Origin of the sequence: Sphingomonas epibiotica, from assembly GCF_039615155.1 — a bacterium.
Taxonomy (GTDB): domain Bacteria; phylum Pseudomonadota; class Alphaproteobacteria; order Sphingomonadales; family Sphingomonadaceae; genus Sphingomonas.
Genome location: NZ_JBDGHY010000006.1, coordinates 220,947 through 239,148, shown reverse-complemented (window position 1 = coordinate 239,148; position 18,202 = coordinate 220,947). Strand labels below are relative to the sequence as shown.

The following is an 18,202-nucleotide window of genomic DNA, read 5'->3' as shown; positions in this document are numbered from 1 at the left end:
GCACCATATTCTAGAACCGGCAGAAACGCTGGGTTTTGGCTGATCCCATAGAGGACTATCTGAGAACTCGTGATTGCGCAGGCAGTCGCGACTTCACCTGCTTTCCACGATCATGCCCTCGCGGCGAGTGCCAGCAGGACGACGGTGGTTATGATGGCGGTCACCTTTCATCTCCTGTGTGAGCACAGACGGACCGATTGAGAGCGGACCGCCCCGGCTGCCTGGACCGTTGACAAAGGCTGGTTTGACCGTGGTCAAAGGCCCGTCTTTAGGATCTGGGCATAGCATCCGCCATGTGGTCCTATCATCCCGAACTGCTCGCCCGGCTCGTGCCGCGCTACACCAGCTATCCCACCGCCGCTGAGTTTGGCGACGGGGTAGGTCATGCCGACATGGCCGCCACGCTCGATGCAGTCGATGCGAACGCGGACGTGTCGCTCTATCTGCATGTCCCCTATTGCCGAGCAATCTGCTGGTATTGCGGCTGCAACACCGGCGCGGCGAACCGCTCCGCGCGGCTGGATGCCTATCTGACCCGGCTGCATGCCGAGATTGACATGGTCGCCGCCCGCCTGGAGGGCCGAGGACGGATCCGGCGGATTGCCTTTGGCGGGGGCAGTCCCAATGCCATTTCGCCTAGCGCGTTTGCGGCGCTGGTCGCGCATCTGCGCGGGGCCTTTGCATGTGAAGACGCATCGCTATCACTGGAAATCGATCCACGCGGCTTCGCGCCGGACTGGGCAAGCATCATAGCCGCGACCGGCGTCGCGCGGGTTAGCCTGGGCGTGCAGACCTTCGATCCCATGCTCCAGGCGGCGATCGGCCGGATTCAGCCGCGCGAGGACATCATCCGCGCCGTCACGCTGTTGCGCGGGGGCGGGGTCAGATCGATCAATTTCGACCTGATGTACGGCCTGCCCGGACAGACCGACGCAGCGCTTCAAGCCACGCTGGAAGAAACGATCGCACTTGCGCCCGAGCGGCTGGCGGTCTTTGGCTATGCGCATGTCCCTCACCTGATCCCGCGCCAGCGCCGGATCGACGCGACAGCACTCCCCGGAGCGGCGGCGCGCTTCGCGCAGGCCGCAGCGGCGCATGAGCGGCTGACGGCGGCGGGCTACCGAGCAGTCGGCTTCGACCATTTCGCCAAACCGCATGATCCGCTGGCACAGGCGGCGGCAAACGGCACGCTGCGCCGCAACTTCCAGGGTTTCACCGACGATCCCGCCGAGATCCTGATCGGCCTGGGTGCCAGCGCGATCAGCGAATTTCCCGACCGCCTGCTTCAGAACGCGAAGAAGGCGGGCGATTGGCACCAGGCGATCAGCGCCGGTCGATTCGCGACCGCGCGTGGTATCCACCGGACGCCGCTCGACCGGCGGCGGGGCGCGGCGATTGCGGGGGTGCTGTGCCAAGGAATCGCCGATACGGACGGCCTGCCGGAGCGGGACGCCATTCATGCCCGGCTGTCACGCTTCGAGCAGGCCGGACTGCTCCGATGGAAAGGCCACCGCCTTCGCCTGACCGCCGACGCGCTGCCCTATGCCCGCAGCATTGCCGCCGCCTTCGACGCCTGGCGCAGCGAGGACGACACGCATTTCAGTCATGCCGTCTGACCTGCCGCCGCGCTGCGCCACCGATGCGGCGCGTGACATGGCGCTGTGCGACGGACTGGGCGGCGCGGCGCTGGCCGCGCTTCACGATATCGGTCGTCGCCGCCGGTTGAGCGCCGGACAGGTATTCGGCGGGAGCGGCGATCCGGCCAGCCATTGGGCCAATCTCGTCTCAGGCGTGCTCAAGGTGTCGCGCGTAGAGGCGAATGGCGGCGCTAAGATCGTCGGGCTGCTCTATCCCGGCAATTTCGTCGGCACGCTCTTTGCCAAACATTGCGTCGACACGATCGCAGCGCTGAGCGATGGCGACGCTGGCCGAGGTGAGACCTGGATGCCAATGCTGGCCCGTGCAAGAGCCGAGGCGCGGGTCGCCGCATTGCTGCTCGACATGGCGCGTAGGGGTGAGGTGGAAGAGGACGAAGCATTCCGCCTGCCGCTGTCACGGGCTGCGATGGCGGAGGCGCTGGGCCTTGGCGGTCGAGACGGTCAGCCGTCACATGACCGCGTTCCAGCAGGGCGGACTGATCGCACTATCCGGGCTGAGGGGCGTGCGCCTGCTCGACCGGGTCCGACTAGCCGGGATCGCGGGTTAGGCGGCGGATCGGCGGCTTGCCGCGTCGGCCACCCATTGCCGATCACAAAGGGCCGACAGCGCCGGGCGATGGCTGACCATGATCATGCCCTGCCCGGTCGGCTTCAGCCGCGCGTCCAGGCGCCGCGCGACCTGCGCCGCCACCACCGCATCCAGCCCCTCGCCCGGTTCGTCGAGCAGCAACCAGGACGCTTCCGCCAGATAGGCCCGCGCCAGCAACAGCCGCCGCCGCTCACCGCCCGACAGCCGCGCGCCATCCTCGCCCAGCCAGGTATCCAGCCTCTCGGGCAAGGCGCGCACCACGTCGTCGAGCGCAGCGTCGTGCAACGCCTGCCACAGCTGGTCGTCGCTTGCCTGGTCGTCGGCCAGCCGCAGATTGTCGCGAACCGTGCCCGCCATCAGCGCCGCGTCCTGCGGCGCCCAGGCAAAGGTAGCGCGCAGGGTTTCAGGCGCGATGGAGGCGGCATCGCGTCCCCCGATCATGATCCGGCCGGGTGACAGCGGACGAAGGCCCAGCAATCCCTCGACCAGACTCGTCTTGCCACAGCCCGATGGCCCCGTCAGGGCGATCCGGCTGCCGGGCGCGAAGTGGGTGCCGTCGATCAAGAGGTCCGCGTCCCCCGCCCCGTCCGCAACCGGATGCTCCCTCGCCGCATCAAACAGCGTTTCCAGCCGCGCCTCCGCCTCGCGCAACCGTCCGCGTTCGGTCATCGCGCGGAGGATCGGCGCGGTTGCGTCGGCCGTCATCGCCGCCGCCAGCGCTGCCAGCGCCGCGATCGGGGCGCCCGCGTCCGCCGACAGGAGCAGCGCCAATGCCGCCGCGAGCGCTACGCTGATCGCGTGCAGCGCCTCGAACCGGGCTACGACCGCCGCCTGCCGCGCCTGCGCCTCGGCCAGCCGGTCAGTCGCCGCCACGATCCGGGCGGCCGCCCAATCCTCCAGCGCGAAGCAGCGGAGTTCCGCCGCCGCACCGCCGATCGTCGCCAACTCCTCGCGCAGCGCGCCCATCGCCTGCTGCACCGCGCGGCCGGGTTCCTCCAGCCGGTTCGCCCAGACTCGCGCCAGCCCAAGCGCTCCCCCGACACAGGCCAGCGTCGCCACCATGGCCAACCATCCGCCGAGCAGCGTCAGCGCCGCGCCCGATGTCAGCGCCGCCGCGACGCCCCAAGGCCCCGACAGGCGGACGAAGCGCCATTCCACCGTATCAACATCGCCGATCAGCCGTGCGGTCGCCTCGCCACGCCCGAGCGCCAGCGCCATCGCGGGCGGCGCGGCCGAGAGCGCACGATAGAGCGCAGGCCGCAGCCGAGCGAGCGCACTAAAGGCCGCGCCATGGCTAGCGAGCCGCTCGCCATAGCGCGCCCCGGTTCGCACGATTGCCAGCAACCGGATCGCGGCGGAGGGCAGCATATAGTTGAACGCCTGCGCCGCGACGATCCCCGCGCCCCCCGCCAACGCGGCGGCAGTCAGGAACCAGCCCGACAAGGCGAGTAGCAGCACCGACGCGATCGCAACCAGCGCGGCACAAAGCCCCGCCTGTCGCAGGCGACGGCGTTCCCGCCAGCGTTCGACGACGATCAGCCTGTGGAGTGGCATGCAGTGTGTCCCAGATGAACGACGCGGTTCGCGATGGCGGCCAGCGCGGGGCTATGGGTGGCGATCAGCGTCGTGCGCCCTTTGGCGGCGCGCGCGATGGTTGCGATCAGTGCGGCTTCGGCGGCGGCGTCGAGATGCGCGGTCGGCTCGTCGAGCAGCAGGAAGGGTGCGGGGCAGAGCAGCGCGCGGGCGAGCGCGATCCGTCGCCGCTCGCCCCCCGACAGCCCGCTGCCCCGCGCATCGAGCGTTGCGTCGAGGCCACCCGGCCAAGCAGCGAGCATCGGCCCCAAGCCCGCCGCCGCGACCGCACGCTGGATCGCCAGTTCGTCCGCGTGGGGATACGCGAGCGTCAGATTGTCGCGGATCGTACCCGCGATCAGCAGGGGATGCTGGCCCACCCAGCTCGCCTGCCCCGCCAGCGAGACCAGCGGGACGCCGCCCGCCTCGACCGTTCCCGCCGATAGCGGCGCGAGGCCCAGCAGCAGGTGCAGGACACTGGTCTTGCCGCTGCCCGACGGGCCGAGCAGCGCCACCGTCTCGCCCGCCTCGATCCGCAACGACAGATGCGAGACGGCCGGGGCGTCGCTGCCCGGATACTGGATGGCGACATTGCGCAGGACCAGCGGAGCCGCTACCCGAACCAAGGGCACAGGCGCCGGTTCGGCCAGCGGCATCAGCGTATCGGCCGCCGTCTCCGCCGCCTGCTTGTCGTGATAGGCCGCCGCAAGGCGGCGCATCGAGGCGTAGAATTCGGGCGCAAGCGCCAGCACGAAAAACGCTTGGGCGAGGGTCAGCGTCTCGGGCACGACGAAGGGCAGCAGGCCGAGCAGCGCGAAACCACAATAGACCGCGACCAGCGCGACCGACAGCGCCGCGAAGAACTCCAGCGCGGCGGAGGACAGGAACGCCACCCGCAGGACCCGCATGGTCCGCTCGGCCAGTTCCTGCGCCGCCGCAGCGATCGCCTCGGTCTCGCGTGTCTCGGCCCGGAAGGCCAGCACGACCGGCAAGCTGCGCACCCGGTCGGCGAAGCGGGCCGACAGACGGTGAAGGGCGACGAATTGCCGCCGCGACTCGTTCGCCGCCGCCCCGCCCGCCAAGATCATTGCGGCAACGAACGGCAACAGGGTGGCGGCGAGAATGACTGCCGCCACCCCACTGGCACAGGCGGTCGCAGCGAGGACCAGCATCGGCGCGATGGCGGCGGCCCGGCGCGCGGGCAGGAAGCGAGCGACATAGCCGTCCAGCGCCTCGACCGCATCGACGGCTTGGCTGGCGAGCAGGCCGCTGTCGATCGGGGTGCCGGGCTTGCGACGCAGCGTGGCGGCCACGGCGCGAAGCCGCTGCGCGCGCTTGACCGCCCCCGCCCTCCCCGCGCCCCGCCGCAACGCCAGGGTGGCGAACACCCCGCGCAACGCTCCCATGCCTAGCATCAGCACAGCCCAGGGCAGCACCGCCCGCTGCCCCGTCACGGCCGTCACGCCGCCCGCGATCCCTGCCGCAAAGCCGATCGCCGCCAAGGTATCGAGCAGCAACAGCCCCGTCACGCCGTCGCGCTGTCCGGTCGCATCCTTCAACCAGCGGTTGCGCGCCTTGGGTGTCGAGGGAGCATGAGTGATCGTCGTCATGCCCCGACGGTCGCCCCGACCGCTCCCATAGTCTTTGACCGCGGTCAATGTCGGCACGGCGCGCCAAGCTTAGCGAGTCCCTCGACAAGGGGCCGGGGGGCGGCTCCTTTTATGGAGACATGCCATGGACCCCGGCGTCGTAGACCTGTCGCGACTGCAATTCGCGGCGACCGCCTTGTATCACTTCCTGTTCGTGCCGCTGACGCTCGGCCTGTCGATGATGCTGGTCATCATGGAATCGGTCTATGTCATGACCAACCGCCCGGAATGGCGCGTGACCACGCGCTTCTGGGGCAAGATCTTCGGCATCAACTTCGTGCTGGGCGTCGCCACCGGCCTGACCATGGAGTTCCAGTTCGGCACCAACTGGTCCTATTTCTCGCATTATGTCGGCGACATCTTCGGTGCGCCGCTCGCGATCGAAGGGCTGATGGCCTTCTTCCTAGAGGCGACGTTCGTCGGGCTGATGTTCTTCGGCTGGGACCGTCTGTCGAAGCTCGGCCATCTGATCGTCACCTTCATGGTCGCGCTGGGCACCAATTTGTCGGCGCTGTGGATCCTGATCGCCAATGGTTGGATGCAGAATCCGGTCGGCGCGAGCTTCAATCCCGATACGATGCGCATGGAGGTCACGGACTTCGGCGCGGTGCTGTTCAATCCGGTCGCCCAAGCCAAGTTCGTCCACACCGTCAGCGCGGGCTATGTCTGCGCTTCGGTCGTGGTGCTGGGTGTGTCTGCCTTCTGGCTGTTGAAGGGACGCTTCCTGCCCGTCGCGCGCCGGTCGATGACGGTGGCGGCAGCGTTTGGCCTCGCCTCCTCGCTGTCGGTCGTCGTGCTGGGCGACGAGAGCGGCTATGCGCTGACCGACAACCAGAAGATGAAGCTCGCCGCGATCGAGGCGGTCTGGCACACCGAGCCTGGTCCCTCGGGCCTGACCCTGTTCGGCTATCCCGACACCGTCGCGCGCGAAACGCGGTACAAGGTCGAGATTCCTTGGCTGCTCGGCCTGATCGCTACGCGCAGCCTGGACGGTACCGTCACCGGCATGTCCGAACTGGTGCTGAAGGCGCAGGAACGGATCGCCTCGGGCGTGATCGCCTATGACGCGGTTCAGCGGTTGAAGGCGAACCCGCAGGACATGCGCGAGCGCAACCGGTTCGAGGCGCACAAGCGCGACCTGGGCTATGCCCTGCTGCTCAAGCGCCAGATGGCCGATCCGCGCACCGCGACGCCGCAACAGATCGAGGCGGCGGCCTGGGACACGGTGCCCAATGTCGGCCTGCTCTTCTGGAGCTTCCGCATCATGGCGGCGATCGGCTTTGCGATGATCGCGCTGTTCGCCACCGCCTTCATTCTGTGTTCGCTGCGGATGCACATGGATTCGCGCTGGTTCCTCCGGCTCGCGGTGGCGGCGATCCCGTTGCCGTGGATCGCGATCGAGCTGGGCTGGGTCGTCGCCGAGTTGGGCCGCCAGCCTTGGGCGATCGAGGGCGTGTTGCCGACCTTCCTGGCAACCAGTTCGCTATCGCGCGGCGCGCTGTGGACCACGCTTGCGGGCTTTACCGCGCTTTACGGCGTGCTGGCGGTGATCGAGGTCCGGCTGATCCTCGCCGCCATCGCGCACGGCCCGGAGGAGCGGAACGACCAGCCCGCGCCCGGACCGATCCCCGCCGCCATTCCCGTCACCGCCTGAAGGAGCCAGGACATGTTCGATTATGAGATATTGCGCCTGATCTGGTGGGCGCTGCTGGGTGTGCTGCTGATCGGCTTCGCGCTGACCGACGGGTTCGACCTGGGCGTCGCCGCGCTCCTGCCCTTCGTCGCGCGAACCGATGCCGAGCGGCGGATGGTCATCAACTCGATCGGGCCGACCTGGGAGGGAAACCAGGTCTGGTTCATCCTGGGCGGCGGTGCGATCTTCGCGGCGTGGCCATTCGTCTACGCGGTCAGCTTTTCCGGCTTCTACCTTGCTATGTTCCTGGTGCTGGCCGCGCTGATCCTGCGACCGGTGGGGTTCAAGTATCGCTCGAAAAAGCCGGATCCGGCCTGGCGCAGCCGCTGGGACTGGGCGCTGTTCGTCGGGGGACTGGTGCCCGCGCTCGTCTTCGGCGTCGCGGTCGGCAATGTGCTGCTCGGCGCGCCCTTCCGCCTCGATAGCGACCTGCGCGCCTTTTACGACGGGACGCTGCTCGGGCTGTTCACGCCCTTCACGCTGGTCTGCGGGCTGTTGTCGGTGGCGATGCTGGTGCTGCACGGTGCGGCGTGGCTGTCTATCAAGGTCGAGCATGGTCCCGTCCACGACCGGGCAAGGGCATTCGGCACGGTGGCGGCCATCGCCTCCATCCTGCTCTTCGCGGTCGGCTTCGCCTTCGTCGCATGGGGCGATATCGGCTACCGGATCGTCGGCACGGTCGATCCCCTCGGCCCGTCCAACCCCTTGCGCATGACGGCGGAGCAAGCGGGCGGCGCATGGCTCGACAATTATGCAACCTACCCGTGGATGATGGCGCTGCCCGCGCTGGGCTTTGCCGGGGCCGCGCTGGCGCTGATCGGTATCCGCAGCGGACGCGAAGTGCTGGCCTTTGCGGGGTCGTCGCTCGCCGCGACGGGGATCATCGCCACCGTCGGCTGCGCGATGTTCCCCTTCATCCTGCCGTCCAGCATCGACGCGCATAGCAGCCTGACGGTGTGGAACGCCTCGTCCACGCAGAAGACGCTGGGTATCATGTTGTTCGTCACGCTCGTCTTCCTGCCGATCGTGCTCGCCTACACCGCCTGGGCCTATCGGGTGATGTTCGGCCGCGTGACGGCGGACGCGGTGCGCACCAATCCCGACTTCTACTGAGAAAGGAACGACTCATGTGGTATTTTTCCTGGGTGCTGGGGCTCGGCCTCGCGATCGGCTTCGGCATCCTCAACGGCATCTGGCACGAATTCCATCTGCCGCAGGAGGATGACGTGTCACCGCGACACTGACAGATAGGACAATCCGTCCGGCGACAGGGGAGCATGGCCGCGCTATAGGGCAAGGCCATGATCCCGAACGACATCTGTGCCGATTGCGCGGTGCGCGACCGGGCCTTGTGCGGCAGCCTGGACGACCGGGAGCTGCTCACCCTGAACGCCATCGGTCAGCGCCGCCGGGTCGCGCGCGGCCAGACCATCGCCTGGGCGGGCGACGAGGCGGTGATCTGCGGCAACCTGCTGACCGGCGTGCTGAAGCTGGTCGCTGCCACCGTCGACGGCCGCGAGCAGACGGTCGGCCTGCTCTACCCCGCCGATTTCTTCGGGCAGCCCTATGCGGGCGATGTCGACTTCACCCTGACCGCGCTGACCGAGGCGGAGCTGTGCGTCTTTCCCCGCGCCGCCTTCGAGCGGGTGCTGGAAGATCATCAGCGCATGGAGCGCCTGTTGCTCCAGCGCACCTTCGAATCGCTGAACGAGGCGCGCGGTCGGATGCTGGTGCTGGCGCGCAAGTCGGCGGGGGAAAAGCTGGCGGGCTTCCTGCTCGACATGGCGGCGCGCGCCGGGACCGGCGGGTGCCGGGCCAGCCGCGACGGGCCGGTGACGTTCGACCTGCCGCTGACGCGCGGGCAGATCGCCGATGTGCTGGGTATGACGATCGAGACGGTCAGCCGCCAGCTGACCCGGATGAAGCAGAGCGGGGTGATCGGCCTGCCCGGCGGCCGCGCCATCACGATCAGCGACCGCGAGGCGCTGGCGGCACGCGCCGAGGCTGCCTAAGCCGCCAGACTCTCCGCCAGCGCATCGACCAGCAGGCCGCGCGCCTGCGGGGTCAGTCGCTGTCCGGCGAGCGCAATGATGGCCAGTTGCTCGAAATCAACCGCGCGGCGACATCCCGTGAAGAAGCTGCGCAGCATATGGCCCAACGTCTCGGGCGCGGCGAAGGCATCCGCCTCGGCAAAGGCTGCGACCAGCTCGCGTGCCGCCGCCGCATCTGCCTCATGCCGGTGGCGGACATGGTCGAGGAGCGTGGCGGTAAGCAGATCGGCCCGCCCGTTGGACAGCATCGCCTCTAGATAGACGCCATCCGCCTGCTCGCCCCGCATCACCAGCGTTTCGAGCGCCTGCAGGAACAGCGTCATGGTCGCGGCGACGGGACGATCGGGCAAGGCATCCGCCATCGCCTCCGCCTGCCCGCACAGCGCCAGCCGACGACGATGCTCCTGAAGCAGGCGGATCAGGTCGATTTCCTGGATGCTGTGCCAGCGCCGCGCGAACGGCACGACGCTGCCTTGAAATGGGTTGCGATCCATGGCGGGTCTTCTCCTTCGCCTTCCTGGTGACGAAGGAACGCGGCCGCCGCATTGACGATGGTCAATCAGTGCTGGCGGGCGAGGTGCCGGTGGATGGTGCTGCGATGGACGCTCAGTTGCCGCGCCGCCGCCGAGACATTGCCGTCATGCGCCGCCAGTGCCGCGTCGATCGCCTCGGCCCGCTCGTCGGCCAGTGGGCGGGCGGCCGGGGGCAGTTCGACGCCGCCCCGCCCCTCGGCATCCCAGCCGCCGATCAGGGTCGCGCCGTTGGCCAGGCGCAATCGGCCCCGCGCCGCCTGCCCCTGCATGTCGACCAGTTCACCAAGCGCCGCATCGTCCAGCGCCTCCCAGCTGCGCCCGACCAGCGACAGCCCGCGCCGGTTGGCGGCGACCAGCCTTTCGTCGCGGAACACCAATATCCCCTCGCGCGCGGTGCCCAGCATCGCGGCATCGTCATGCATCCGCAGCACGCCGCAATCGACGAACCGGTCGCGAAACAGCCGATGCTCGATCTGGTCCACCGCCAGCCGGATCAGCCCCAGCGCATGGCCATGGCCGATGGCCGATGGCCCCGAAATGTCGAGCGCCCCGACGATCGCGCCACGCGGGTCGAGGATCGGCGTCGCCGCGCAGCTCAACATCGCATGTTCGGCAAAAAAATGCTCGGCGCCGTGGACCGCGATCGGGCGACGCTCGGCGATCGCGGTGCCGATCGCGTTGGTGCCGGTGCTCGCCTCGGTCCATGAGACGCCGGGCCGCAGCGCCACCTGCGCCGCGCGGGACAGGAAGCCGGTATCGCCGATCGTGTCGAGGATCATGCCATCCGCATCGGCCAGGATCACGACGCTGCCCGTATCGCGCGCCTCGCCCGCCAGCATCTCCAGCTCCGGGCGGCATAGGCGGCGGAGCGACTCGCGTCGCTGGCGCAGCGCTCGGAGTTCGCTTTCGGCCAGCGGCCCGCTGCCCATAAGCCGTCCCTGCGCCAACCCCATGTCGGTGCATCGCAGCCAAGATCGCAGCACCGGCTGGCGCACGGTTTCGAGGGGCAGTTGCCCTTGGTCGAAATAGGCGCGTCGCCCCTGTTCTATACCGGCGCCGTCCATCGCCGCATCCTTCTCCACCTGTCGCGATTTGCGACACCGGCCCGTCGTTCGCGTCGCGCCTTGCGACACATGCTACGCTTGCGGCACAGAAAGTCCATCTTCACCCACACGCTTTGTCGCGGACGGGCTTGCCCCCAAGGGGCTGCAGGCAGAGCCTTTGTTCAAACAAACGAAGGAGAGGTTCGATGACGATCCAACAAGCCATCAAGGCCCGCACGGCGCCGTTCAAACAGCGCTATGCCAACTTCATCGGCGGCCGCTGGGTCGATCCGGTCGAAGGACGCTGGTTCGACAACCGATCCCCCATCGATGGGCAGATCATCTGCCAGGTCGCGCGCAGCCAGGCCGCCGATATCGAGCTGGCGCTCGACGCCGCGCACAAGGCCAAGGACGCTTGGGGCCGCACCAGCGTCGCCGAACGCGCGCTGATGCTCCACCGCATCGCCGACCGGATGGAAGAGAACCTGTCCCTGCTCGCAACCGCCGAAACCTGGGACAATGGCAAGCCGATCCGCGAGACGACCGCCGCCGACCTGCCGCTCGCCATCGACCATTTCCGTTATTTCGCGGGCTGTATCCGCGCGCAGGAGGGCGGGATTTCGGAGATTGACCACGACACGGTCGCCTATCACTTCCATGAACCGCTGGGCGTGGTGGGGCAAATCATCCCGTGGAACTTCCCGCTGCTGATGGCCTGCTGGAAACTGGCGCCCGCGCTGGCGGCCGGCAATTGCGTGGTGCTGAAGCCCGCCGAGCAGACCCCTGCCTCGATCATGGTGCTGGCCGAACTGATTGCCGACCTGCTGCCCGAGGGCGTGCTGAACATCGTCAACGGATACGGCGTGGAGGCGGGCAAGCCGTTGGCGCAGAACCCGCGCATCGCCAAGATTGCCTTTACCGGCGAGACCGGCACCGGACAGCTCATCATGTCCTATGCCGCGGAAAACCTGATCCCGGTGACGCTGGAACTGGGTGGCAAAAGCCCCAACATCTTTTTCGGCGACGTGGCTGCCGAGGACGATGATTATCTCGACAAGGCGATCGAGGGGTTCGCCATGTTCGCGCTCAACCAGGGTGAGGTCTGCACCTGCCCCAGCCGCGCGCTGGTCCACGAATCCATCTATGACCGCTTCATGGAAAAGGCGGTCGCCCGCGTCGAGGCGATGATCCAGGGCGACCCGCTCGACCCCGCCACCATGGTCGGCGCACAGGCGTCGCAGGAGCAGATGGAGAAAATCCTCGGCTATTTCGACATCGGCCGCGACGAAGGGGCCAAGGTGCTGACCGGCGGCACCCGCAACCGGCCCGAGGGGCTGGAGGGCTATTACGTCAAGCCGACGGTACTCAGCGGCAACAACACAATGCGCGTCTTTCAGGAGGAGATTTTCGGCCCCGTCGTCTCGGTCGCGACCTTCAAGGACGATGAGGAGGCGCTGCGCATCGCCAACGACACACTGTACGGGCTGGGCGCGGGCGTGTGGACGCGCGACGGCACCCGCGCCTACCGCATGGGCCGTGCGATCCAGGCGGGGCGGGTGTGGACCAACTGCTACCACGCCTATCCGGCACACGCGGCGTTCGGCGGCTATAAGCGGTCCGGCATCGGGCGCGAGACGCACCGGATGATGCTCGATCACTACCAGCAGACCAAGAATCTGCTCGTTAGCTACTCGGCCAAAAAGCTCGGCTTCTTTTAACCCCGATCAAGGCGGGGTCGGCGCATGCACTCATCCCCGCTCCAACATCATCCGAGAGGAGAATATCCATGGCCAAGACCATGAAGGCAGCCGTCGTCCGCGCATTCGGCGAACCGCTCAGCATTGATGAAGTCCCCGTGCCGGAGGTCAGCGACGGCCTGATTCAGGTCGCGATCCAGGCCTCTGGCGTGTGCCACACCGACCTGCACGCCGCCGAGGGTGACTGGCCGGTCAAGCCCAACCCGCCCTTCATTCCGGGGCATGAAGGCGTCGGCTATGTCTCGGCGGTCGGCAAGGGCGTCAAGCACATCAAGGAGGGCGACCGGGTCGGCGTGCCGTGGCTCTATACCGCCTGCGGCCACTGCGTGCACTGCTTGGGCGGGTGGGAGACGTTGTGCGAGAGCCAGCTCAACACCGGCTATTCAGTCAATGGCGGCTTTGCCGATTATGTCATCGCCGACCCCAATTTCGTCGGCCATCTGCCTGCCAATATCGGCTTTACCGAGATCGCGCCCGTGCTGTGCGCCGGGGTGACGGTCTATAAGGGGCTGAAGATGACCAATACCAAGCCGGGCGATACGGTCGTCATCTCCGGCATTGGCGGCCTGGGTCACATGGCGGTGCAATATGCGGTCGCCATGGGGTTGAACGTCGCGGCGGTCGATGTCGACGACGCCAAGCTGGACCTCGCCCGGCGGCTGGGTGCGAAGATCACCGTCAATGCGCGACACGGCGATCCGGCCGAGGCGGTCAAGCGCGAGACCGGCGGCGGCGCGCAAGGTGCCCTGGTGACGGCGGTCAGCGAAAAGGCATTCGCGCAGGCCGTGGGCATGATGGCGCGCGGCGGCACCGTCGCCCTCAACGGCCTGCCGCCGGGTGACTTTCCGCTCAACATCTTCGGGCTGGTGCTGAACGGTATCACCGTGCGCGGATCGATCGTTGGCACCCGGCTCGACCTGCAGGAGTCGCTCGACTTCGCCGCTGACGGCAAGGTCAAGGCCACGGTCGCCACCGCGCCGCTCGCCGAGGTCAACCAAGTGTTCGACCGGATGCGCCGGGGCCAGATCGAGGGCCGCATCGTCCTCGACCTCGCTGCGTGACACCGTGGCGGGCGGCGGTTTCGGCCCCGCCCGCCGCCTTGGGAGTGACAATGACCGATCGTATCGCCTGCCCCACCCTGCGTTCCCGTATCACCGATGCCGACACCGCCGCCGCCGCCCTGATCCGCCCCGACGAGACGGTGGCGACCAGCGGCTTCACCGGCTCCGGCTATCCCAAGACGGTGCCGCAAGCCTTGGCGCGGCGCATGGCGGCCGAGCATGCCGAGGAACAGCCGTTCCGCGTCAATCTGTGGACCGGTGCCTCCGCGGCGCACTGCGGCGGTCGACGGCATCACCCAGCGTCTGCCCTATAGCGGCGACCCGGTCGCGCGCGAGAAGATCAATCGCGGCGAGGTCGACTATCTCGAAATGCACCTCAGCCAAGTCGCGCCGATGGCATGGGAAGGCGTACTCGGCCCGCTCGACACCACGATCACTGAGGTGTCAGGCAATCGCGTGATCTTCCGTGCGGCCGGGGCCCCGTCACACGCCGCCGACTGTCTGCTCGCCCGGCATGCAGCGGCGCAAGCCCAGGAGGTGGCGGCATGACGCTCCTGACCCCCGAACTGCGCCTCGCCCTGCGCACCAACGACCTGGCCGCCGTGCCGCCGCGCGTGCTGGTCAGGCCGGACCGGACTCCATTCCGAATGTATGCTGAGTTAAGCGACGGTTATGCCGCCTGATTATTAGATGGACGCCCGAATGCTGCAGCGTTCGAGTTAGTCATGTCCTTGGGACAAAAATTTCCCAATGTTCTGAGTGCCCATCTTTGTCCCCTGTGGGGCACCACTTCCCCTTAGGGCGAGGGAAACCGAAAAATCGGTAGTCTCCGGCAGCCAGTGGCATCTGAACCCACTACGTAGGAAGTCGCCGAAGTCACCCGCACAGCATTGGTCGGGGTGATGCATACTGGTTCTTAAAGCTGATGCTGAAGGGCGATAAGTAGGAGCGGATGCCGCGGCGCATCATTGGGGATGAACAGGAGCGGGTCTTCCGGGCGCCGTAATCGGGTCGTTATCGGCTTCGGAAAGCCGCCGTAACCATCTCGCTATGGTCACTCCGGTCGCCACAATCCTGCGGCGCCGATCAGCGTCCACTCCCCTAGACTTTGAGCAGCCAGCCGCGGCGGTCTAGCCACCAGCCAAACGTCCAGCAGACCAGCGCGTAGCAGATGGCGCAGGCCAGCGACCCGACCGGGCCGGGGGCAATCGTCTGGAAGACGGCGATGCCGATCCAGTCGTACAGCCCGCCATAGGGCGGTACCGGCACCAGTTGCAGCGTCACGACCAGCAGTTCGGAGAAGATATAGATCGCGAGCGGATTGCGCCCGAGGATGGTCAGGAAGCGCCGCCCGACGGCAACCCCGCGCACCTCGATCGCCCAGACGAAACCGGCCAGCAACAGCATGTCGATGCCGATCGTCAGCAACGCGAACGGCCCGGTCCACAGCCGCTTGCCGATCGGAAACCAGGGCGACCAGAGAAGCGGGAGCGCGATCGATCCCGCGCCAGCGAATGCGATCCCCGCGACCGACCGGGCATGGTTGCCAGCCCGTTGCACCCGACGGCCAACCAGAAAGCCGGCAAGGACGTTGACCGTCGCCGGCAGCGTACCGAGCAGCCCTTCGGGATCGAACCCGCCCATCTTGCGATAGAGATGATCGCGCCCGAACAGGGTCAGGTCGATCGTCGTGCCGATATTGCCGAGCGGGGCATACGCTTGTCCCGCCGGACTGAACCCCAGCAGGATCAGCCAATAGCCGATGAGCAACGCAGCACAGATCACCAATACCGCGCGCGGCGAGCAATAGCGGGCGATCGGCGCGGCCAGCAGATAGCAGAGCGCGATCCGTTGCAGCACGCCGGGGATCCGCGCATCGCCAAGCGACTTTGCCACGAAGCCGCCATCGGGTCCGGGTGCCACGAACGGATACCAGAACATCAGAAAGCCGAGCAGGAAGATCAGCGCCGCCCGCTTCGCCACGCGCGTAAGAAAGGCGCGGGCGGCAAGGTCGGGCCGCAGCGCGAAGCTCATCGCATTGCCCACCGCGAACAGGAAGGTCGGGAAGATCAGGTCGGCCAGAGTAAAGCCGAACCATGGTGCATGGCTCAGTTGCGCGAAGGGCGCGGCGCCCGGCCCGGCGGTGTTGACGACGATCATCAAGAAGATCGTCGCGCCTCGGAACATGTCGAGCGAGACGAAGCGCGCGCGGCCGGGTGCGCTCATTCGGCGTCTGCCAGTACCAATACCGTGCGCGCCTGTGCGATAACGTCACGCGGGCGCGTGCGGCGATAGACCTTTTTGTCATGCACCCAGTCGCGTTCCCATGCCTTCATCGCGGTGCGGAAGGCGGCATCGTCGAACGGCTTGCCGGTGACGGCGGCGGCGCGACGGTCCTGGAGAAAGCGTTGCCAGCGCGGCAGGTAGAAATCGGCGACCATGCCCTGCCACGCCTTCGACGCATAATCGGCGAGATTGCCGTCACCACCCCAGACCGTCACCTGCGCCTTGGCATTGGCGACGAAATCGCGCGCGTCGGTGGGGGTCCGGGCATAGGCGCGGGCCATGTCGATCCAGCTCGACAGCGTCTCCTGCTGGTTGCCGAGCAGCAGGTCGACGGCCCGCGCCAGCGGCGCGATCCCCGCTGCCGCCCGGTCGCCGTCGGCGACGTCGCCCGCAGCATAGGCGGTCACCGCCCGCTTCACCCGCGCGTCGAGCCGAAGCAGTGCGTAATGGCGGGTGAAGTCGACCAGATCGTAGCGATAGAGCGCCTCCCCGTGCAGTTGCGGTGCCTGACCCAGCAACCGGTCGATCCCGGCGCGCAACGCCGCCGGGTCGCCCGGCGATGCCGGCCAAGCGGTCGCCGCCTCGGTCGGACGCTTGAAGAACAGATAGGCGCCGGCCTTGCTCTCCCACCAGCGCGGCGTCCAGTAACGGCTGCTATAGGCGCCCTTCGCGATGTCGGCCCAGGCGGCATCGATCGCCGGGTTCGCCGAACCATAGCGTGCCGCTGCATAGTCGTGCAGCCAGCCGGCGATCGATGCGCCGCCGCGATTCCATGCCAGATCATAGCTGTTGGCGTAGACGATAGAATTATTGTGCAATCCTTCGGGGAACATGCCGAACCCGGTCAGCCGCCCCTTACCCCCATCGGCGGCGAGCGCCGCCAGATCGCGGCGATAGAAATCGAGATCGCCATAAACCGGGTTCGACCCGCCGTAATTATGGACATAGCCATAGACCCAGTTCTTGCCGTCGAATGCGTTGGTATCGTGCCAGATGCCGGGATAGCGATCGTTGCCGATATCGAGCAGCAGCATCCGCTGGTCCGGCACCTTCGACAGGAAGGCGGCGATGGCGTCGGGCGTCCAGAAATGCTTGTCCGCGCCGAACAGCCAGCCCTGCATGACCCAGGTCGCGCCCGGCGCGGCATCGGCGATCGAACGGTACAGCCGTTCGCCATAGGCGGCGAGCCGCGCGGCGCGGACTTCGGGTGGCAAGGCCGCGGCGCGCGCGGCGGCGGTGTTGGCGATGCTGTCGCCATACACCGCGCTGGCGGCGTCGCTGCCGTCCTCGGCGATCGGCGGCACCATTTCGTTGAAGGCGTCGGCTAGGTAATATTGCCCCGGGCCATATTCGCGGGTGTAGAGGTCGATGAACCGCTTCGCCAGCACCGCGAACAGCGGATCGGACGGGTCGAGCCAATAGGTGGCGTTGAACCCTTCCCATGCCCGCATCTTGTAGATCCGCGCCTTGGGATGGGCGTCGGCGAACGCCTTGGGCACATAGCCGGCAAAGGCGGGCAGCACCGGCGTCATGCCAAGCGCACGCATCCGCGACAGGATACGGCGTTGCAGCGCGTGCTTGTCGTCGATCCAGTTGGCCGACAACGGGCCGCGATACCCCTCGATATTGCCCATGCGCTGCCACGGGAGAAAGGCGGGACCGGACATCGACGCGGCGATCGCGGCATCGGACAGGCCGTTCTCCCGCCACAGCGCGCGCCAGATATATTCCTGCCCCTCCATCGCCAGCGGCATGTCGACGCCCTGCGCCGCCATCCAGTCGATCTCGCGTTCCCAGCGCGCCCAACCCCAGAAGGGCGTGGTGTAGCCATAGGTGCAGGTGTTCAGATACACGCGGTGCGCGAAGGGCGACATTACCGGTCCGGTCGTGCCCTGTGGCAGCCGCGCGGGCAGCGCGATCCGGTCGCCCTCCCAACTGAGCGACGCCGCGCCCGCCGCGTTCCAATAGCTATAGGTGCCACGCACCAGCGCCACCGGCGAGGTCGCGTCGATGCGGGTGCGGCGACCATCGGCGGTGATGCTATAGGCCGGATCGGTACCGGGGGTCAGCGTCAGCACGAGCCGTTCGGGTGCGAGCCGCAACCGGGCGAGCGCCGCCCGTGCCGCCGCGACGCCGGTCAGTTCGGCCTTCAGCGCGGGGTCCGTCAGGGCGGGGCGGGCGGAAAGGGGAGTGGCGATCCCGGCCAGCACCATCGCCCCGGCCCAGAACAGCGTCCTCGAAATCGTCATCGCACACCCCCGCCGGAACGCGATAGCGACGGGATGGGGGTAGGTCCGGCACCCCCCATCC

General features: G+C 67.7%; 16 protein-coding genes and 2 pseudogenes. 11 read left to right on the top strand and 7 right to left on the bottom strand.

Annotation, left to right across the window (positions count from 1 at the left end; genetic code table 11):
- Nucleotides 1-293 precede the first annotated feature (293 nt).
- On the top strand, nt 294-1,616 hold the full coding sequence (gene hemN, locus AAIO73_RS13785; protein WP_345878774.1) for an oxygen-independent coproporphyrinogen III oxidase: 1,323 nt from the start codon (nt 294-296) through the stop codon (nt 1,614-1,616).
- On the opposite strand, the gene AAIO73_RS13780 is transcribed toward hemN, so the two are convergent.
- Nucleotides 1,600-1,770, bottom strand: a complete 171-nt coding sequence (locus AAIO73_RS13780; protein ID WP_345878773.1) for a hypothetical protein — start codon at nt 1,768-1,770, stop codon at nt 1,600-1,602. The two genes, hemN and AAIO73_RS13780, sit on opposite strands and share 17 nt — an antisense overlap.
- Between AAIO73_RS13780 and AAIO73_RS13775 the strand changes: the two are divergent.
- Nucleotides 1,723-1,860: pseudogene (locus AAIO73_RS13775) on the top strand (Crp/Fnr family transcriptional regulator); the annotation flags it as partial. The gene AAIO73_RS13780 and the pseudogene AAIO73_RS13775 overlap by 48 nt on opposite strands.
- Nucleotides 1,861-2,083: 223 nt before the next feature.
- Nucleotides 2,084-2,206, top strand: a complete 123-nt coding sequence (locus AAIO73_RS13770) for a hypothetical protein (protein ID WP_345878772.1) — start codon at nt 2,084-2,086, stop codon at nt 2,204-2,206.
- Here AAIO73_RS13770 and AAIO73_RS13765 read toward each other — a convergent pair.
- Nucleotides 2,203-3,801, bottom strand: coding sequence for an amino acid ABC transporter ATP-binding/permease protein (locus tag AAIO73_RS13765; RefSeq protein WP_345878771.1), 1,599 nt, complete (start codon nt 3,799-3,801; stop codon nt 2,203-2,205). The genes AAIO73_RS13770 and AAIO73_RS13765 overlap by 4 nt on opposite strands.
- Complete coding sequence (cydD, locus tag AAIO73_RS13760; RefSeq protein WP_345878770.1) at nt 3,783-5,429, bottom strand: thiol reductant ABC exporter subunit CydD; 1,647 nt, start codon at nt 5,427-5,429, stop codon at nt 3,783-3,785. The genes AAIO73_RS13765 and cydD overlap by 19 nt, the downstream gene beginning before the upstream one ends.
- Nucleotides 5,430-5,553: 124 nt before the next feature.
- On the opposite strand from cydD, the gene AAIO73_RS13755 reads away from it, so the two are divergent.
- Genes AAIO73_RS13755 through AAIO73_RS13740 form a run of 4 tightly spaced genes read left to right on the top strand, consistent with a single transcriptional unit; the run spans nt 5,554 to nt 9,173 of the window.
- Nucleotides 5,554-7,122, top strand: coding sequence for a cytochrome ubiquinol oxidase subunit I (locus AAIO73_RS13755; protein ID WP_345878769.1), 1,569 nt, complete (start codon nt 5,554-5,556; stop codon nt 7,120-7,122).
- 12 nt (nt 7,123-7,134) lie between these two features.
- On the top strand, nt 7,135-8,274 hold the full coding sequence (gene cydB, locus AAIO73_RS13750) for a cytochrome d ubiquinol oxidase subunit II (protein ID WP_345878768.1): 1,140 nt from the start codon (nt 7,135-7,137) through the stop codon (nt 8,272-8,274).
- Nucleotides 8,275-8,288: 14 nt separating this feature from the next.
- On the top strand, nt 8,289-8,405 hold the full coding sequence (gene cydX / locus AAIO73_RS13745; RefSeq protein WP_028966425.1) for a cytochrome bd-I oxidase subunit CydX: 117 nt from the start codon (nt 8,289-8,291) through the stop codon (nt 8,403-8,405).
- A 57-nt stretch (nt 8,406-8,462) separates the two neighbouring features.
- Complete coding sequence (locus AAIO73_RS13740) at nt 8,463-9,173, top strand: Crp/Fnr family transcriptional regulator (protein WP_345878767.1); 711 nt, start codon at nt 8,463-8,465, stop codon at nt 9,171-9,173.
- Here AAIO73_RS13740 and AAIO73_RS13735 read toward each other — a convergent pair.
- Together AAIO73_RS13735 and AAIO73_RS13730 are read right to left on the bottom strand one after the other, a co-directional pair.
- Nucleotides 9,170-9,706, bottom strand: coding sequence for a hypothetical protein (locus tag AAIO73_RS13735; RefSeq protein WP_345878766.1), 537 nt, complete (start codon nt 9,704-9,706; stop codon nt 9,170-9,172). The two genes, AAIO73_RS13740 and AAIO73_RS13735, sit on opposite strands and share 4 nt — an antisense overlap.
- 65 nt (nt 9,707-9,771) lie before the next feature.
- A complete protein-coding gene (locus tag AAIO73_RS13730) occupies nt 9,772-10,809 on the bottom strand; it encodes a sigma-54-dependent Fis family transcriptional regulator (protein WP_345878765.1) in 1,038 nt (345 codons plus the stop codon).
- A gap of 185 nt (nt 10,810-10,994) precedes the next feature.
- Between AAIO73_RS13730 and adh the strand changes: the two genes are divergently transcribed.
- The 4 genes and pseudogenes from adh to AAIO73_RS13710 all read left to right on the top strand — a co-directional run bounded on the left by adh (nt 10,995) and on the right by AAIO73_RS13710 (nt 14,289).
- Entirely contained in the window at nt 10,995-12,506 is a 1,512-nt protein-coding gene (gene adh, locus AAIO73_RS13725) for an aldehyde dehydrogenase (RefSeq protein ID WP_345878764.1), read from the top strand.
- 68 nt (nt 12,507-12,574) lie between these two features.
- Nucleotides 12,575-13,606, top strand: a complete 1,032-nt coding sequence (gene adhP / locus AAIO73_RS13720) for an alcohol dehydrogenase AdhP (protein ID WP_345878763.1) — start codon at nt 12,575-12,577, stop codon at nt 13,604-13,606.
- Between the two features lie 50 nt (nt 13,607-13,656).
- A pseudogene (locus AAIO73_RS13715) lies at nt 13,657-14,062 on the top strand (propionyl-CoA--succinate CoA transferase); the annotation flags it as partial.
- An 89-nt stretch (nt 14,063-14,151) separates the two neighbouring features.
- Nucleotides 14,152-14,289: a hypothetical protein gene (locus AAIO73_RS13710; protein WP_345878762.1), complete on the top strand. Its 138-nt coding sequence runs from the start codon at nt 14,152-14,154 to the stop codon at nt 14,287-14,289.
- 418 nt (nt 14,290-14,707) lie between these two features.
- Here AAIO73_RS13710 and AAIO73_RS13705 read toward each other — a convergent pair whose 3' ends face one another.
- The gene (locus AAIO73_RS13705) at nt 14,708-15,832 is read right to left on the bottom strand and encodes an acyltransferase family protein (RefSeq protein WP_345878761.1); all 1,125 of its coding nucleotides are present in this window, start codon (nt 15,830-15,832) and stop codon (nt 14,708-14,710) included.
- Complete coding sequence (locus AAIO73_RS13700; protein ID WP_345878760.1) at nt 15,829-18,141, bottom strand: alpha-N-acetylglucosaminidase; 2,313 nt, start codon at nt 18,139-18,141, stop codon at nt 15,829-15,831. Before AAIO73_RS13700 ends, AAIO73_RS13705 begins: the two co-directional genes overlap by 4 nt.
- Nucleotides 18,142-18,202: the final 61 nt, after the last annotated feature.

What these genes read in the sequence shown, in the direction of transcription:
- hemN (WP_345878774.1), top strand. Translation starts at nt 294, where the DNA reads ATGTGGTCCTATCATCCCGAACTGCTCGCCCGGCTCGTGCCGCGCTAC.
- AAIO73_RS13780 (WP_345878773.1), bottom strand. Translation starts at nt 1,770, where the DNA reads ATGGCTGGCCGGATCGCCGCTCCCGCCGAATACCTGTCCGGCGCTCAA.
- AAIO73_RS13765 (WP_345878771.1), bottom strand. Translation starts at nt 3,801, where the DNA reads ATGCCACTCCACAGGCTGATCGTCGTCGAACGCTGGCGGGAACGCCGT.
- cydD (WP_345878770.1), bottom strand. Translation starts at nt 5,429, where the DNA reads ATGACGACGATCACTCATGCTCCCTCGACACCCAAGGCGCGCAACCGC.
- AAIO73_RS13755 (WP_345878769.1), top strand. Translation starts at nt 5,554, where the DNA reads ATGGACCCCGGCGTCGTAGACCTGTCGCGACTGCAATTCGCGGCGACC.
- cydB (WP_345878768.1), top strand. Translation starts at nt 7,135, where the DNA reads ATGTTCGATTATGAGATATTGCGCCTGATCTGGTGGGCGCTGCTGGGT.
- cydX (WP_028966425.1), top strand. Translation starts at nt 8,289, where the DNA reads ATGTGGTATTTTTCCTGGGTGCTGGGGCTCGGCCTCGCGATCGGCTTC.
- AAIO73_RS13740 (WP_345878767.1), top strand. Translation starts at nt 8,463, where the DNA reads ATGATCCCGAACGACATCTGTGCCGATTGCGCGGTGCGCGACCGGGCC.
- AAIO73_RS13735 (WP_345878766.1), bottom strand. Translation starts at nt 9,706, where the DNA reads ATGGATCGCAACCCATTTCAAGGCAGCGTCGTGCCGTTCGCGCGGCGC.
- AAIO73_RS13730 (WP_345878765.1), bottom strand. Translation starts at nt 10,809, where the DNA reads ATGGACGGCGCCGGTATAGAACAGGGGCGACGCGCCTATTTCGACCAA.
- adh (WP_345878764.1), top strand. Translation starts at nt 10,995, where the DNA reads ATGACGATCCAACAAGCCATCAAGGCCCGCACGGCGCCGTTCAAACAG.
- adhP (WP_345878763.1), top strand. Translation starts at nt 12,575, where the DNA reads ATGGCCAAGACCATGAAGGCAGCCGTCGTCCGCGCATTCGGCGAACCG.
- AAIO73_RS13710 (WP_345878762.1), top strand. Translation starts at nt 14,152, where the DNA reads ATGACGCTCCTGACCCCCGAACTGCGCCTCGCCCTGCGCACCAACGAC.
- AAIO73_RS13705 (WP_345878761.1), bottom strand. Translation starts at nt 15,832, where the DNA reads ATGAGCGCACCCGGCCGCGCGCGCTTCGTCTCGCTCGACATGTTCCGA.
- AAIO73_RS13700 (WP_345878760.1), bottom strand. Translation starts at nt 18,141, where the DNA reads ATGACGATTTCGAGGACGCTGTTCTGGGCCGGGGCGATGGTGCTGGCC.